Consider the following 15,968-nt stretch of genomic DNA (forward strand, 5'->3'; position numbering starts at 1 on the left):
TCAAGGTGCTTGCTTTCAAGGTTGGTTGAGCAACGACTCCACCGTCAGGGCCGCGCGCAACAGGCGCGCGTCCTCTCCCGCCGGAGCGCTGAGCAGCAGCCCGGTGGGCAGGCCCGAGGCATCGCAGCCGCTGGGCAGCGACACGCCGGGCATGTTCAGCAGGCTGCCGGGCATGGTCAGGCGCAGCGTGGCGAGGTTGGTCTGAATGAACAGTTCTTCGTCGTTCAACAGCGGCGCGAGCGGCGGCGCAACGTGGGCAACGCTTGGGGTGATCAGCAGCGCGCCATCAAGTTCGAGGGTCAACTGCTCCTGCAAGCGTTCCCGCGCGGCGTACAGATTGACCAGCAAGCTGGCAGGCATGTGGCGCGCGGCCTCCAGACGCTTGCGAACCCGAGGGTCGAGCTGGCTGGCGGCGTCGCTGTCGAGCAACGACTGATGCAGTGCGAAGGCCTCGGCAGCACCCAGCCAGCCGTGCTGCTGGATCACTTGCAAGGTGGCCTGAAAGGCCTGGCAGTGGCCCATCTCGATCAACGCACCGCCGGCCCGCAAAGCCTCGACGGCGCGCAACAGGTTGTCGCGAACGGCAGGCGCAACGCGCTCATCTTCCAGCACGGCCCGATCGACCAGAAAACGCTGACCGGCAAGGCTGCGGGGTAGCAGTGAAGTGGGTTTGCTGCGCGCGCAAAGCAGGTCGTCGATCACCAGCGCATCGCGCACGCTACGGGTCAGCGGGCCGACGCTGTCCAGAGTCAGCGCCAGCGGGAACACGCCGTCGCGACTGTAACGGCGGCTGGTACTGCGAAAACCGACCAGACTATTGAAAGCGGCAGGAATGCGGATAGAGCCCGCAGTGTCGGTGCCCATCGCAATCGGCACGATCCCGGCAGCCACCGCCACCGCCGACCCCGAAGAAGACCCGCCGGGAATGCGCGGCGAGCCATCGCTCATCGGGTTGATCGGCGTGCCGAAATGCGGATTCAGGCCCAACCCGGAATAGGCAAATTCGCTGAGGTTGGTCTTGCCCAGGCTGACCATGCCAGCACGCGCCAGCAGCCCAACGCTCGGCGCATCCAGCAAGGCTGGCGACAGGTTGTTGCGCACCGTAGCGCCCGCGGTCGTGACGCAACCGGCGACATCGAACAGGTCTTTCCAGGCGACCGGCACGCCGTCGAACGGGCTAAGCGGCTGTCCGTGCTTCCAGCGGGCCGCGGAAGCTTCGGCTTCCCTGCGGGCACGTTCGACACTCATGGAGATGAACACATGATCGACCTGTGTCGCCTGTTGCAGGGCGTCTTCCAGAACCTGCAACGGGTCACTGAGCCCCTGTGCAAACGCTTCGGCCATTGCGCAGGCATCACGGGTGACGCTGTGACTCCTGGTATCGGTCATGGGTATCACACCTTAAAATGTACTTATTAATAAAATGTACATTTAATAAAGGCAGATTCCATGCCAATCTGCTTGAATCAGTCATTCGTCACCGTCGCCATTCAGGCGCTGTGAAGCTGTAACCGCCGTGCTAGAACTCTTTCTGCAAAGGAGTCATTCGTTCAGAACGGGAGGTCTGGCCGAGAATCGAAGCGTCATAAAGAAATAATGTATCTTTTATAAAAGATACATTTTAGTGCAAAAAAGTAACGGTGGCCCCATGAGTGAGCGTCAGGACGTAGCCCAAGGTGACAACGGCGCATCTGTGCGAGAATCGCCCGTCAGCCGCCAGAAGTGTATGAAAACGATGTCAGAAGAGGACTCGCGCACCGCATCGCGTTACGCAATGATTCGAGAAGTATTGCGTAACGCCATTGTCTCGGGTGCGGCCGCCAAGGGATTGGTATTGCTTGAAGCGCCGCTTGGGGAGCTGTTCGGTACCAGCCGGGTGCCGGTGCGCAAGGCACTTAACCTGCTGCACGAAGAAGGCTTGATCAGTCGTTTCGACGGTCGGGGTTATCTGGTCAATCCAGAGCGCCAGCACGTCGAGCCGTTGCGCTTGAGCCTGAGCCACAAGCAGTTCGGCCTGGACAGCAATGAAGAACTGGTCGACACACGTCCGCTCGGCGAACGCATTCATGACGAGATCGGCGCGGCGCTGTCGGCGTGTATCGCCTTCGGCCATTATCGCCTGGATGAGCAAAGCGCCGCGCAGCACTACGGCGTCAGCCGCTCGGTGGTGCGTGAGGCGCTGATGCGCCTGCGTGATCGCGGCCTGGTGGAAAAAGAGCCTTATTCACAATGGCTGGCCGGGCCGTTGACCGCGCGGGAGATCACCGAGGATTACGAACTGCGCGCCTGTCTTGAACCAGAGGCGTTGCGCCTGACTGCGCCGCAACTGAGTCGCGAAACCCTGGAGGCCATGCTGACCAGGGTCGTTGAGGCGCAAAACGCCGAACAATGCAGCCTGGAGGACATAGAACGCCTTGAGGAAGACCTGCATCAACAATGCCTGGCAGGCTTGCAGAACCGCAAGATCGCAACCCTGATCAGCCAGGCGCAAAGCCCGATGATCATCAACCGGATTTTCTACCGGCTGCTGGATATTGGCGCGGATGAGGCGATGCTGGCCGAGCACCGGCTGATCATTGAGTTATTGCTGCACGGTGCTTTCGACGCCGCCGCCTTGAACCTCAAGGAACACCTGCAACGTGCCCGGCAACGTATGCTCCAGCGCCTGAAAGTGTTGTCGGTATTGCCAGAGCAGGAAGTGCCGGGGTATCTAACGCGGTTGAGTTGAGGGATGCACGCTCGGTCCCACGCTGACTACCAGCCCCGCGCTCTGGTGGGAATGCATTTTGTGACGCTCTGCGTCACACCATGGTTCTGCGATGTCAATGATGTTTGCTCACGACTCAAGGCACCTTTTCGCCCCTCGGCGACTGACTTTGAAGGATCAAATTAAGCAAAGTCCCCGCTCCGTTTCCGGCCCGACTTCGTCGGGTTCCTTCGCCCTGACACTGCGTCGTCAGCGCCATCGCGATAAAAAAGCGCTTTTATGTGCAGAGACTACGCGTAAGACATGACGTTGTGTTGCAGCAAAGATACAACGTGAAGTGACACAACAGTCTGGGCTACACATCACTTACCAAGCACCTCACCACGCATCGGCGCCAACCGGGCGATCAAACGGTTCTGGACCGGAACCGGAACGTTCTCGGTGTCCATCGCTGCGATCAGGTTTTCGACCAGCGCATTGAAGTCGCTTGGGGTGAGGTTCTGGCCCTTGTGGGACTCGGCCATGCTGTCACCGGTGTAGCGGCAAGGACCGCCCGCTTCGACACAGAGCTGTTCGACCAGTTTGTCGCGCAAACGCACGATATTAACCTTCTTGAAGTGCTCGACAATGCGCTCATCCTTGGCGATGTTCAGCAGCATACCCTCGACGATACGCTGGATGCCGGCACGCTGACCAAGGTCCTGATAGAGGCTGTCATCCCTGGGCGGCTGCTGGGCGCAACCGGCCAGTATCGTCAGCATCAGAACAATCAGCACACGGCGCATCAGAAATTCCCCTGCACAGACAGATACGTGCCGTTCTGGTTGTCCAGCGTAGCGATTTCCCCCAATCGGGCGTAGGCCAGCACCACGGACACGTGTTTGTTGGGGAAATAACCCAGAAACACGTCGGCCCAGTCACTCTCGCCAGCAAACGACAGGTTGTCGGGTTTTTCACGGTACTCGACGCCCAGCGCCCAGCGCGGATTGAACAGCACCGCCACCGAACCTTCCTTGAGCAGGCTGCGGCTGTCACGCCGATCACCGCCAAAACCCAGCAGGCCGGTTTCGTTGGCGCGGCTGTAACGCACGCCACCGTTGACCACCACGTTGTAACCGAAGGCTGCGCCCATGAACAGCCTGCTGGCCGTCAGGTAGCCCTCGACGTCCGAATCACGCTGAGCGCCCACCAGACTGGGGATCAGAAAGTCGTTTTGATGCTTGTACTGCACGCCCAGCGAGACCTGCGGCAGGCTGTCGTAGATCAGGTCGCCGAACAGTCGCACCTTGACCCCGAACACGTCCTGACTGAGGTTGTCGTCAGGCAGACTGAGCTTGTGCTGCAGGTTGCTGATGTCGAAGCGCTGATGGGCGTAGGAAAGCTCGACGCGGTTGCCATAGGCGACCGCGAGCCCCGCTACATCCAGGTTGTAATCCGGCAGGTTCACATGCGTGGCGAAGGCCGTCGCGCCCCACTCGCCCTGCTCGCTGTAACCGGTAATCACCGCCCACGGGGTGATACCGCCACCGGCGCTGCCTTCAATGCTGGTTGCACCGCCTGTAGCGATCAACCGGCCGTTGTCACCCAGCGCAAGCGTCGGAGCAAACCCTGCCGCCCCCGCCAGCACGCAGCCCATCAACAATGAGATTTTGTAGGACATGGATCAATGCGCCATAAGACTGGGTGATGTCTGGTATGTAGCAATCCATGCCTCGAATGCACCCGCCGTCAGCGGCCGGCTAATCAGGTAACCCTGAGCCGTATCGCAGTGCCAGCGCCGCAGCAGGTCCAGACTGTGTTGGTATTCGACACCCTCGGCAACCACCTTGAGCCCCAGGTTATGGCTCATCTCGATGGTCGAGCGCACGATCACAGCGTCTTCGCTGGTCTCGTCCAGATCACGTACGAAGGACTGGTCGATTTTCAGCTCCTGCACCGGCAAGCGCTTCAAGTGCGCCAGTGACGAGTAGCCCGTGCCGAAGTCATCGATTGACAGGCTGATGCCGCAGTCGCGCAGGCGGTGCAGGACCACCAGGGCTTTTTCCGGCTCGCTCATGACCGCGCTCTCGGTGATCTCGAATACCAGTTGTTCAGCAGGCAGCCCGTACTGCTTGAGCAATTTCATGACATAACCGGCCAGGTCGTCGCCCAGCAAGTCGTCCGCGGAAATGTTGACCGATACCTGCAGCACCAGACCGCGCTGACGCCACTCGGCCAGTTGCCGTATGGCTTCCTCGATAACCCACGTTGTCAGCAGGTTGATACTGCCCGTACGCTCGGCCAGCACAATGAATTCGGCCGGCGACACATTGCCGAAGCGTGGGTGAGTCCAGCGCAACAGGGCTTCAGCCTGACGAACATAGCCTTGGCGAATATCCAGTTTGGGTTGGTAATGGAGCATTAGCTCGCCATTCTGCGGAGCCTTGCGCAGGTCGCGGATCAGACATATCTGGCGCTGGTGAGCAACATCACGCCCGTCCTGGTAGATCTGCAGACGACCGGGCAGGAAGGTTGCGTCCTTGCGTGCAATCGCCGCACGGTTGACCAGTTCCTGGGCCGAATCACCGTGTTCCGGATAAACCGTGATGCCGATGCAGCATTCGAGCGCGTAGTCATGGTTGTCGATACGCTGCGGCTCGCTGAGCAAGCGTTGCAAGGCATCGGCAATACCGACTGCGCCGTCGCTGGCCGTGTTGTCCAGCAACAGCAAAAATTCGTTGGCGCTCAGGCGTGCCACGGTATCGCCAGCACGCGAGTTGCTCTGCAAGCGCTGACCGACCTGACGCAATAGTTGATCAACGCCCTCTGCATTCGAACTCTCGCTGATCGTTTTAAGGTTCTCGATGCCCATGTACAGCAATGCCACCGGGCGATCTGCCGCAATCGAACTGCCCAGACGCTCCATCACCAACGCTCGATTGGGCAGCCCGGTCAGGTTGTCGTGCAGCGCGTTGTGCGCCAACTGCCCTTCACGCACGGCGATGCCGTGCTGCATGGTGTTGATCGCGTCGGCGAGCATGCCCAACTCGTCGCTGCGGGCCATCGTGACCGGCGTTTCATAGTCGCCATCACCGATGCGTTTGGCAGCAGTCGCCAGTGCGCGTACCGGCAGCGAGACACTTCGAGCCAGCGCCAGCGTGCCGATCAGCGACGCCAGCAAGGCGGCCATGGAAATCCAGAAAATCTTTTCATCCAGCGGCGCAAACGCTTGATAGGCCTTGTCCAGCGGGCTTTGCAGCAGCGCGATCACTTGTCCGTCACCGCCATTGTCGCTTTTGGCAAGCATCAGCGTCTGACTGAGGAAGTTAAGGTTCGATTGCTCGGTGAGCAGCATCTGCCCTTCTGAAGAACTGCGCATCAGTTCGACCAGACCCGCATGCATGGCTGGCGGCTGGGTACTGATCAAATCGCCGGACTGACCGTTTTCCACCGTGAGAAAAGACACTTCCAGCCCGCTGAGCGAACGCAGCTCTTCGGCAATATCGCTGTCGATGGTAAAGCCCATGACCACACGGCCAATGGGCAGCGGTGCCAGAACGGTACTTTCTACCAGCAGGTGGGGTGTTCCACCGCCAGGGACGATAAGCACTGACTGACCGGAACGCTTGGCGCCCCGCAGCGCCTGGTCGTAGATAAACCTCGAACCTTCGGGCACCTGGGTTTCAGTGCTGGCAATCACCACGCCATCCATGCCCAGCAGGAACATGTCGCTGGCGTTGATGCGTTTGCCGTGGTTGAGCAGCACCGAACGAATGGTCGACGAGTCGGCACTCGCCACTGCATCGCGAAAGCCGAAGTCGGCCGAGAGCAATTGCACAGCGTCCCGCAGGCGCTTGCCACGCAAATCGATCAGGCGCTCGAACACCCGGCTACCCACTTCCAGTTGCGCCTGGGCCTGGGTACGTACTGCATCGCCGGTTGCAACCTTGACCGCGAGAAAGACTGCACCCACCACAATCAGCAACAGGGCAATCAGGACCCCTGCGATACGCGCCTGAAAGCTGACCTTAAACTTCATTCATGTGCGGCCTTGTGAAAAGCATCACCGAAGCCACCGGGTGCGGGTTTGACAGGTTTATCTTCGTTTTTCACTTCGACCGCCAGATTGAAGCGCTGCGACAGGCCCGCTGCGGGCACATCGAACTCGCCACCCGACACTGGCTGCATGTCTTCTATTTGTGGGTGCCAGAGCGTGGCGGCGTAGTGTCCGACGGGCACCTGTTCAAATTTAAGCACGCCGTTGCTGTCCGTCACACCAAACCACGGCTCGTTGGTCACGTAGATATAGCCGACCATCCAGTCATGGATGTTGCAGCCCAGCACCACAACGCCGGGTTTGTCGAACAGCAGCGGGTCCGAGGGCGTGCCCTCGTAAAGGCGCAATTCAAAGCGTTTGGCCTGAGAAAAGGAGTAAACCTGGTGGCGAATGTTGTCGCTGTTGGGGAATTTGACTTCAGTACCGACGTGAACAGCCAACACATGCGGCGCAAATTCCTGCTCACGCTGGTCCATGGAGGCGGTCAGCGCTACGGCTGAACCGGGAGGCCCCTTGAGCGTCACGACCGCGGCCGCGAGGGGCTGGCCCTGCTTGTCGAACAGCTGCGCGGTGAAGGTGGCTGCCGATGCAGTCGCGGCCAACGCCATCCAAAGTCCAGCCACTAATGCCGAGATCAATACGTTGGTCATACCGGATTCAACCCATAACGGCGGTGCCGCAAATAAATAAGTCAGCTCTGATCAGCAGTAGCTGGCCTCACAGCGATGAAATAGCAGTTTTAAAACCACTTTACAGACTATCGACCAAGACTATTGAAACCTGAGGGTTGTCGCCCCATCTAACAAGCATGTTCAACTTCTCAGGTGCCCCATGAGCGACCAGCAGACAGACTCGCCAGATTTGCCCAATGACGCAGACGAGCACGAAGTGTCTCTGAGTTCCGACAGCACCTCACTTGCCTTGCCCGGCCAGAACCTGCCTGACAAGGTTTACATCATCCCCATCCACAATCGTCCGTTCTTCCCGGCGCAGGTTTTGCCGGTCATCGTCAACGAAGAACCGTGGGCAGAAACGCTGGAGCTGGTCAGCAAGTCCGAGCACCACTCGCTGGCGCTGTTTTTCATGGACACCCCGCAGGAAGATCCACGCCACTTCAAGACCGATGCGCTCCCCGAGTATGGCACTTTGGTCAAGGTTCACCACGCCAGCCGTGAAAATGGCCGGTTACAGTTTGTCGCACAGGGGCTGAGCCGCGTGCGCATCCGCACCTGGCTCAAGCATCATCGCCCGCCTTATCTGGTGGAAGTCGAGTACCCGCAGCAGCCCAATGACCCGACCGACGAAGTGAAGGCCTACGGCATGGCCTTGATCAATGCGATCAAGGAGCTGTTGCCACTCAACCCGCTGTACAGCGAAGAGTTGAAGAATTACCTCAACCGCTTCAGCCCCAACGACCCTTCGCCACTCACCGACTTCGCTGCGGCCCTGACCTCCGCCACCGGCGTCGAACTGCAGGAAGTGCTCGACTGTGTGCCGATGCTCAGGCGCATGGAGAAAGTCCTGCCGATGCTGCGCAAGGAAGTCGAAGTCGCACGTTTGCAAAAAGAGATCTCTGCCGAGGTGAACCGCAAGATCGGCGAGCATCAGCGTCAGTTCTTCCTTAAAGAACAGCTCAAGGTCATTCAGCAGGAGCTGGGGCTGAGCAAGGACGACCGCAGCGCCGACATCGAGCAGTTCGAGCAGCGCCTGGAAGGCAAGACCCTGCCGCCACAGGCGCGCAAGAAGTTCGACGAGGAGATCAACAAACTCAAGGTGCTGGAAACCGGCTCGCCGGAATACGCCGTGACGCGTAACTATCTGGACTGGACCAGTTCGTTGCCGTGGGGTGTCTACGGCGCTGACAAGCTGGACCTCAAGCACGCCCGTAAAGTGCTGGATCAGCATCATGCCGGGCTGGATGACATCAAGGCGCGGATTCTCGAATTTCTCGCCGTGGGTGCGTACAAGGGCGAGATCAGCGGGTCGATTGTCTTGCTGGTAGGTCCGCCGGGCGTGGGCAAGACCAGCGTCGGGCGTTCGATTGCCGAATCACTGGGGCGGCCGTTCTACCGCCTGAGTGTGGGGGGCATGCGCGACGAGGCCGAAATCAAGGGCCACCGCCGCACGTACATCGGCGCCCAGCCGGGCAAGCTGGTGCAGGCGCTCAAAGATGTCGAGGTGATGAACCCGGTCATCATGCTCGATGAAATCGACAAGATGGGCCAAAGCTATCAGGGCGACCCGGCGTCTGCGCTGCTGGAAACCCTGGACCCGGAACAGAACGTCGAATTCCTCGATCATTACCTGGACCTGCGCCTGGACCTCTCCAAAGTCCTGTTCGTGTGCACCGCCAACACCCTGGACTCGATCCCTGGCCCGCTGTTGGACCGGATGGAAGTGATTCGTCTGTCGGGCTACATCACCGAAGAAAAGCTGGCGATTGCCAAGCGTCACCTGTGGCCCAAGCAGTTGGCCAAAGCCGGCGTTGCCAAGAGCAAGCTGAGCATCAGTGACACGGCCCTGCGCGCGGTCATCGAAGGCTATGCACGGGAAGCCGGTGTGCGGCATCTGGAAAAACAACTGGGCAAGCTGGTGCGCAAAGCGGTCGTCAAACTGCTCGATGCGCCGGATTCGGTCATCAAGATCGGGCCGAAAGACCTTGAAGCATCGCTGGGCATGCCGGTGTTCCGCAGTGAACAAGTGCTGTCGGGCACGGGGGTGATTACTGGCCTGGCCTGGACCAGCATGGGCGGCGCTACGCTGCCGATCGAGGCGACGCGTATCCACACCCTGAACCGGGGCTTCAAACTGACCGGGCAGTTGGGCGATGTGATGAAAGAGTCGGCGGAAATCGCCTACAGCTACGTCAGCGCCAACCTGTCGAAGTTTGGTGGCGACGCGAAGTTCTTCGACGAGGCCTTTGTGCACGTCCACGTTCCCGAGGGCGCCACCCCGAAGGATGGCCCGAGTGCGGGCGTGACCATGGCCAGTGCCTTGCTGTCTCTGGCGCGCAATCAGCCGCCGAAAAAAGGCGTGGCCATGACCGGCGAGCTGACCCTGACCGGGCACGTCCTGCCGATTGGTGGGGTACGCGAAAAAGTCATTGCAGCGCGCCGGCAGAAGATCCACGAACTGATTCTTCCAGAGCCTAACCGTGGCAACTTTGAAGAGCTGCCGGATTACCTCAAAGAAGGCATCACCGTGCATTTTGCCAAGCGCTTTGCCGATGTGGTGAAGGTGTTGTTTTAAAGATTGAGCGGGGGCAAGTCGCATACCGACTCTCGCTCCCGCGCTCATCGTAATGCACAAATGTAACTGACTATCGTGCCGATGCTCCGCGTCGGCACTCCGCTATGGACGCTCTGCGTCCGATCCTGAGCGGTATACCTGCCGCACTCCCCCCTAAAACCCTGATCGGTTATCCTTGCGCCTCGTCTCGCAAAACCGGAACTTGCCATGCCCCCTGTTCGTTTTCTTGCACCGTTGAGCCTTGCGCTGCTGACGGCGTGTGCGCAAACGCCCAAGAACATCGTTTCGATCGACACGCAAAGCGACTGCCCGCTGGCCCTCAAAACCGGTCAGACGCTGATCCTCACGCTGCCCAGCAACCCGACGACCGGCTTTCGCTGGCTGACCCAGAACCCGGCGCAAAGTATCCTGCGCAGCCTTGGGCCGGAGGTGTACGCCAACGCCGAGAGCAAGGAGATGGTCGGCAACGGTGGGCAGTCGGTCTGGCGCTACAAGGCAACTGACGCAGGGACCGGGCGACTGGTGATGACCTACCAGCAGCCGTGGGCTCCGGAGGTGCCGCCGGAGCAGACCTTCGAGTGCGCAATCACGGTGAACTGACTGTTTGCGCGCGGCTTGTCCGAAGGCGCGCGCTGCACCATGCATCCCGTCGACAACTTGGCTAGAATGCCCGCCTTTCAAAGCCTTCGCCGGAACCGCCGTGAGCAAAGAACCCGACCGCCTTTTCGCCCAGCCCTTGCCCCAGGTGCCTGACTTCGCCTTCAACGAAGACGTGGTGCGGGTTTTTCCGGACATGATCAAGCGCTCGGTGCCCGGCTACCCGGCGATTGTCGAAAACCTCGGCGTGCTCGCCGCGCAATTTGCCCAGCCCGACACCGTTTTGTATGACCTTGGCTGCTCACTGGGCGCGGTGACTCAGGCCCTGCGCCGCCATGTACGCAGCGACGGCTGTGAAGTCATTGCAATCGATAACTCCACTGCTATGGTCGAGCGCTGCCGTGAATACCTCAATGCGCAGAATTCCATGTTTCAGGAGTTGTTGCCGGTGCAGGTCATTGAAGGTGACATTCTGGCGTTGGCGTTCAAGCCCGCCTCAGTGGTTGCGCTGAATTTCACCCTGCAGTTTGTCGCGCCCGAACAACGCCTGGCCCTGCTTGGCCGCATTCGCGGTGCGCTGGTGCCGGGCGGCGCACTCATATTGTCGGAGAAGCTACGGTTCAATGACGAGCAGGAGCACGCGCTGCTGACCGATCTGCACATCGCTTTCAAGCGCGCCAACGGCTACAGCGATCTGGAAATTGCCCAGAAACGCAGCGCCATCGAAAACGTCATGAAACCCGACAGCCTTGAAGAACACCGCCAACGCCTGCTCGCCGCCGGTTTTTCCAAGGTGGTGCCCTGGTTCCAGTGCCTTAACTTTGCCTCGTTGATTGCCCTGCCATGATTGATCTCGCACCTCTTGTCCGTCGTCTGGCGGGCACCCCTCTGGCTGAATGGGCCAATGGCCTGCAAGCACAACTCGACACCAAGATGAGCAAAGGCCACGGCGATCTGCAACGCTGGCAAAGCGCGCTGGACGCCCTGCCGGCCCTGCAACCCGAGAAGGTCGATCTGACTGACAGCTTTACTCTGGAAACCGAGTGCGACGGCGAAACCCGTACTGTACTGCGCAAGGCGTTGCTCGGTTTATCGCCGTGGCGCAAGGGGCCGTTCAATGTGTTCGGTGTGCACATCGACACCGAATGGCGCTCGGACTGGAAGTGGTCACGGGTGTCACCGCACCTCGACTTGAAGGGCAAGCGTGTTCTGGATGTGGGCTGCGGCAATGGCTATTACCAGTGGCGCATGCTCGGTGCCGGGGCGGACAGCGTGATTGGTGTGGACCCCAACTGGCTGTTCTTCTGCCAGTTCCAGGCCATGCAACGCTACCTGCCCGACCTGCCCGCCTGGCACCTGCCGTTCGCACTTGAAGACTTGCCCGCCAACCTGGAAGGTTTCGACACGGTATTTTCCATGGGCGTGCTGTATCACCGCAAATCGCCCATTGACCATTTGCTGGCGTTGAAAGACTGCCTGGTCAAAGGGGGCGAGCTGGTGATGGAAACGCTGGTGATTCCTGGCGATGTGCATCAGGTGCTGGTGCCGGAAGACCGTTATGCGCAAATGCGCAACGTGTGGTTCCTGCCCTCAGTGCCGGCGCTGGAGCTATGGATGCGCCGCGCAGGCTTCACCGATGTGCGCTGTGTTGATGTGAGCCACACGACGGTCGAAGAACAGCGCAGCACCGAGTGGATGCGCTTTCAGTCACTGGGCGACTACCTGGACCCTAACGATCACAGCAAGACGGTCGAAGGACTGCCAGCGCCAATGCGTGCGGTGATTGTGGGGCGTAAACCTTGATAGATGGCTTATCGCGCGGCAGCAACGATCAGCGCCTTCATCTCTGCCACCGCCGCCTTGAAGCCGACGAACAGTGCATGGGCCACCAGCGCGTGGCCGATGTTCAGTTCGTTGATGCCCTTGATCGCAGCCACTGCCTCGACGTTGTGGTAGTGCAGGCCATGACCAGCGTTGACGATCAGGCCCTGCGCGAGACCAAACGCTACGCCGTCGGCAACCCGCTGCAGTTCTTCGGCGACCTCGGTCGGGGTCTGGGCATCGGCATAGCGACCGGTGTGCAGTTCGACGGCCGGTGCGCCGACACGTTTTGATGCAGCAATCTGGCGCTCATCGGCATCGATGAACAGCGACACCTCGCAACCGATTTTCGCCAGCCGCTCGACGGCGGCCTTGATCCGCGCCTCCTGCCCGGCAACATCCAGACCGCCTTCCGTGGTCAGTTCCTGACGCGTCTCCGGCACCAGGCAGATATGTGCAGGCCGAATACGCTCGGCAAACGCGAGCATTTCTTCGGTCACGCCCATCTCGAAATTCATGCGCGTCTGCAGCACGTCCTTGAGCAGCAGAACGTCACGCTCCTGAATATGCCGACGGTCTTCACGCAAGTGCACGGTAATGCCATCAGCGCCCGCCTCTTCGGCATCCAGCGCGGCCTTGACCGGGTCCGGGTAACGCGTGCCGCGGGCCTGACGCAAAGTGGCCACGTGATCGATGTTCACGCCAAGAAGGATGCGAGTGCTTTGGGTCACGGCTGTCTCCAGAAAAGTGTACAGACTGATGTTTTATCGGGGCTGTGAAGCATAAGGCCTGATTACGGCTTGCGAAACAGTTCACGGCTGACTAACGGGCGACCGCCCAGGTGCACCGCCAGCGCCTGACGCATCAGGCGCTTGGCCGCCGACAACGCACCGGGAACGCTCCAGTCGGCGTCGGACATGGCCAGCAGCTCTGCGCCCTGAAAAAGGCCAGGCTGCAGCAGGTAGACCCGTTCAAGCCCGGCATCCACTTGTAGACGGTACATGCCATCAACCGCCAGCGGTTCACCGTTGATATCAGCGTCCATTGCAAAGCCGTAGCCCAGGTCGTCGAGCAAGCGCCATTCAAACGAACGCAACAGCGGTTCCAGCGGACGACCCAGCGCGAGGGCCAGCAAGGTGGCGGCGTAGTGTTCGAATACGGCGGGATGCGGGTCTTCGGCGGGCAGCAGGCGAATCAGCAGTTCGTTGAGGTACATGCCGCTGAACAGTGCTTCACCGGTCATCCAGGTGGCGACCCCTGCGCTCTCCATACGACCGACGTTTTTCAGTTCGCCACGCCCGCGAAACTCGACTTCCAGCGGCACGAACGGCCGCGCCAGCGAACCGGCCTTGCCCTTGGCGCTGCGCAGCACCGCACGCAGGCGGCCCTGAGGCGTGAGGAAATCGACCAGCGCGCTGTTTTCACGATACGCACGGCTGTGGAGCACATAAGCAGGTTGGCCGGTGGGCGTGCTCATCAGGCGGGCTCGTAAGAGAAAGGCTCGCCCGACCGGAGAATGGTCGGGCGAAGGGGCAGCTTAAAGGTCGCCGTAACCCAGCGAGCGCAGTGCCCGCTCGTCATCGGACCAGCCACCCTTGACCTTGACCCACAGGTTGAGCATGACCTTGGAGTCAAACAGCACTTCCATGTCGCGACGTGCATCACTGCCGATGCGTTTGATGCGATCGCCCTTGTCGCCAATGATGATCTTCTTCTGCCCATCACGCTCGACGAGGATCAGCGCGTGGATGTGCAGGGTACGGCCCTGCTGCTTGAACTCTTCGATCTCGACGGTGATCTGGTACGGAAGCTCGGCGCCCAACTGGCGCATGATTTTCTCGCGAACCAGCTCGGCAGCCAGAAAACGGCTGCTTCGGTCGGTAATCTGGTCTTCCGGGAAGAAGTGATCATTCTCCGGCAGATGAGAGGCGATGAGGCTTTCCAGCGCTTCAAGGTTGTGCCCGTGCTGCGCAGAAATCGGCACGATGGACGCATTCGGCAGTTGGCCTTGCAGCCACTCCAGATGCGGCATCAGGTCACTCTTGTCTTCGATGCGGTCGGTCTTGTTGATCGCCAGAATGACCGGGCCCTGCACGTATTGAACGCGCTCCAGAACCATCTGGTCTTCGTCGGTCCAGCGGGTGCGGTCTACCACGAAAATCACCACGTCGACGTCTTTCAACGCGGCCGATGCAGTCTTGTTCATGTAGCGATTGAGCGCTTTCTCGCCATTTTTGTGCATGCCGGGGGTATCGACGTAGATCGCCTGCACGGTGCCCTCGGTCTTGATGCCCAGCATGTTGTGGCGAGTGGTCTGCGGCTTGCGCGAGGTGATCGCCAGCTTCTGACCCAGAATATGGTTGAGCAGCGTGGACTTGCCTACGTTAGGACGGCCGACGATGGCAACATAGCCACAGCGGGTTGCAGTTGTATCATTCATGACCGTTCTCCACGCCCAGGGCGATGAGTGCTGCTGCGGCGGCTACCTGTTCGGCAATCCGGCGGCTGACACCCTGTCCTCGGCTCTTTTCATTCAATAGGTTGATCTCGCATTCGACGAAAAACGTCCGGCAATGCGGCTCGCCCTGGATATCCACCACTTCGTAGCGCGGCAGGTCGCAGGCCCGCGACTGGAGAAATTCCTGCAGTCGGGTCTTGGGGTCCTTGTTGGTGTCCACCAGCGTCAGGCTGTCGAACTCGGTCGTCAGCCAGGCCAGCACACGCTCGCGCGCCGCTTCCATGCCTGCATCGAGGTAGATCGCTCCGATCAGCGCCTCAAGGGCGTCAGCCAGAATGGACTCGCGACGGAAGCCACCGCTTTTCAGCTCGCCGGAGCCCAGGCGCAGGTACTCGCCCAGATCAAAGCCACGCGCCAGCAACGCCAGGGTTTCGCCCTTGACCAGCCGCGCTCGCAAACGGGACAACTGACCTTCGCGGGCCTGAGGGAAGCGCTCGAACAACGCTTCGCCCGCCACGAAATTGAGGATGGCATCACCTAGAAACTCCAGACGCTCGTTGTTGCGACCGGCAAAACTGCGGTGGGTCAGGGCCAGGATCATCAGTTCCTGATCCTTGAAGGTGTAGCCGAGCTGACGCTCAAGGCGGCTCAGGGATACGCTCACGGTTTACCCACACTCAATTGCTTGTCGAACTTCATTACCAGATCGATATTCTGGAACCACGGTTCACGCTGCTCATAGTTCAAATGAGCTTTGAACGCATTGTTCTCCACTGTCACTTTCAACGCCTTGTCCAAATCTATATCCCGAATATTGTTGACCTGCATGTTCTTGCCGACGTAACCGTAAAAATCGTTGACCGTGGTAATGTCCAGGGCCTGATTATTGTCAGCCGCTTCGATGATTTTCTTCATCGTCATGTAGTCGAGGTAATGCGGGACAAGCTTGAAGGCCGTGCTCGTCGCAAACGCGACCAGCGCCAGCACCAACAGCCATCCCACAAACGAAAAACCTTTTTGAGAAGTAGAGAACGTCATGTTCGACTTCGACCTCAAGAATAGACCGCCTGCCCGACCGGGCCGACTCATCGTTCAGAGGC

The 15,968-nt window shown here is 59.9% G+C and carries 15 protein-coding genes; 5 read left to right on the forward strand and 10 right to left on the reverse strand.

Going from position 1 to position 15,968, the window contains the following annotated elements:
* Nucleotides 1-15 precede the first annotated feature (15 nt).
* The gene (locus PSPTO_RS21785; protein ID WP_005764779.1) at nt 16-1,389 is read right to left on the reverse strand and encodes an amidase; all 1,374 of its coding nucleotides are present in this window, start codon (nt 1,387-1,389) and stop codon (nt 16-18) included.
* Nucleotides 1,390-1,726: 337 nt separating this feature from the next.
* On the opposite strand from PSPTO_RS21785, the gene PSPTO_RS21790 reads away from it, so the two are divergent.
* Complete coding sequence (locus PSPTO_RS21790; protein WP_010207837.1) at nt 1,727-2,728, forward strand: GntR family transcriptional regulator; 1,002 nt, start codon at nt 1,727-1,729, stop codon at nt 2,726-2,728.
* Between the two features lie 341 nt (nt 2,729-3,069).
* Here the strand turns inward: PSPTO_RS21790 and PSPTO_RS21795 are convergent, their stop codons facing one another.
* Genes PSPTO_RS21795 through PSPTO_RS21810 form a run of 4 tightly spaced genes read right to left on the reverse strand, consistent with a single transcriptional unit; the run spans nt 3,070 to nt 7,393 of the window.
* Nucleotides 3,070-3,492: a group I truncated hemoglobin gene (locus tag PSPTO_RS21795; RefSeq protein WP_005764777.1), complete on the reverse strand. Its 423-nt coding sequence runs from the start codon at nt 3,490-3,492 to the stop codon at nt 3,070-3,072.
* Nucleotides 3,492-4,367, reverse strand: a complete 876-nt coding sequence (locus PSPTO_RS21800) for a DUF3034 family protein (protein WP_005764776.1) — start codon at nt 4,365-4,367, stop codon at nt 3,492-3,494. The genes PSPTO_RS21795 and PSPTO_RS21800 overlap by 1 nt, the downstream gene beginning before the upstream one ends.
* Nucleotides 4,368-4,370: 3 nt before the next feature.
* Entirely contained in the window at nt 4,371-6,725 is a 2,355-nt protein-coding gene (locus PSPTO_RS21805; protein ID WP_005764775.1) for a bifunctional diguanylate cyclase/phosphodiesterase, read from the reverse strand.
* Nucleotides 6,722-7,393 carry a methylamine utilization protein gene (locus PSPTO_RS21810; RefSeq protein WP_011104910.1) on the reverse strand — a complete coding sequence of 224 codons (672 nt, stop codon included), beginning with the start codon at nt 7,391-7,393 and terminating at the stop codon, nt 6,722-6,724. The genes PSPTO_RS21805 and PSPTO_RS21810 overlap by 4 nt, the downstream gene beginning before the upstream one ends.
* Nucleotides 7,394-7,574: 181 nt before the next feature.
* On the opposite strand from PSPTO_RS21810, the gene lon reads away from it, so the two are divergent.
* From lon to cmoB, 4 genes are all read left to right on the forward strand, one after another.
* Complete coding sequence (gene lon, locus PSPTO_RS21815) at nt 7,575-9,992, forward strand: endopeptidase La (RefSeq protein WP_005620091.1); 2,418 nt, start codon at nt 7,575-7,577, stop codon at nt 9,990-9,992.
* Nucleotides 9,993-10,199: 207 nt separating this feature from the next.
* Entirely contained in the window at nt 10,200-10,592 is a 393-nt protein-coding gene (locus PSPTO_RS21820; RefSeq protein ID WP_005764773.1) for a protease inhibitor I42 family protein, read from the forward strand.
* Between the two features lie 100 nt (nt 10,593-10,692).
* Nucleotides 10,693-11,436, forward strand: coding sequence for a carboxy-S-adenosyl-L-methionine synthase CmoA (gene cmoA, locus PSPTO_RS21825; protein ID WP_005764772.1), 744 nt, complete (start codon nt 10,693-10,695; stop codon nt 11,434-11,436).
* Entirely contained in the window at nt 11,433-12,392 is a 960-nt protein-coding gene (cmoB, locus tag PSPTO_RS21830) for a tRNA 5-methoxyuridine(34)/uridine 5-oxyacetic acid(34) synthase CmoB (RefSeq protein ID WP_005764771.1), read from the forward strand. Before cmoA ends, cmoB begins: the two co-directional genes overlap by 4 nt.
* An 8-nt stretch (nt 12,393-12,400) precedes the next feature.
* Here the strand turns inward: cmoB and pdxJ are convergent, their stop codons facing one another.
* The 5 genes from pdxJ to PSPTO_RS21855 all read right to left on the reverse strand — a co-directional run bounded on the left by pdxJ (nt 12,401) and on the right by PSPTO_RS21855 (nt 15,906).
* A complete protein-coding gene (pdxJ, locus tag PSPTO_RS21835; protein ID WP_005764769.1) occupies nt 12,401-13,141 on the reverse strand; it encodes a pyridoxine 5'-phosphate synthase in 741 nt (246 codons plus the stop codon).
* Between the two features lie 62 nt (nt 13,142-13,203).
* Nucleotides 13,204-13,887, reverse strand: a complete 684-nt coding sequence (gene recO / locus PSPTO_RS21840; RefSeq protein ID WP_003378472.1) for a DNA repair protein RecO — start codon at nt 13,885-13,887, stop codon at nt 13,204-13,206.
* A gap of 60 nt (nt 13,888-13,947) precedes the next feature.
* Nucleotides 13,948-14,850 carry a GTPase Era gene (gene era / locus PSPTO_RS21845; RefSeq protein WP_011104911.1) on the reverse strand — a complete coding sequence of 301 codons (903 nt, stop codon included), beginning with the start codon at nt 14,848-14,850 and terminating at the stop codon, nt 13,948-13,950.
* Complete coding sequence (gene rnc, locus PSPTO_RS21850; protein ID WP_005620106.1) at nt 14,843-15,532, reverse strand: ribonuclease III; 690 nt, start codon at nt 15,530-15,532, stop codon at nt 14,843-14,845. The genes era and rnc overlap by 8 nt, the downstream gene beginning before the upstream one ends.
* Complete coding sequence (locus PSPTO_RS21855; protein ID WP_007246809.1) at nt 15,529-15,906, reverse strand: DUF4845 domain-containing protein; 378 nt, start codon at nt 15,904-15,906, stop codon at nt 15,529-15,531. Before PSPTO_RS21855 ends, rnc begins: the two co-directional genes overlap by 4 nt.
* Nucleotides 15,907-15,968 lie beyond the last annotated feature (62 nt).

It is taken from the genome of Pseudomonas syringae pv. tomato str. DC3000, from assembly GCF_000007805.1.
In the GTDB taxonomy this organism is placed as follows: domain Bacteria; phylum Pseudomonadota; class Gammaproteobacteria; order Pseudomonadales; family Pseudomonadaceae; genus Aquipseudomonas; species Aquipseudomonas avellanae.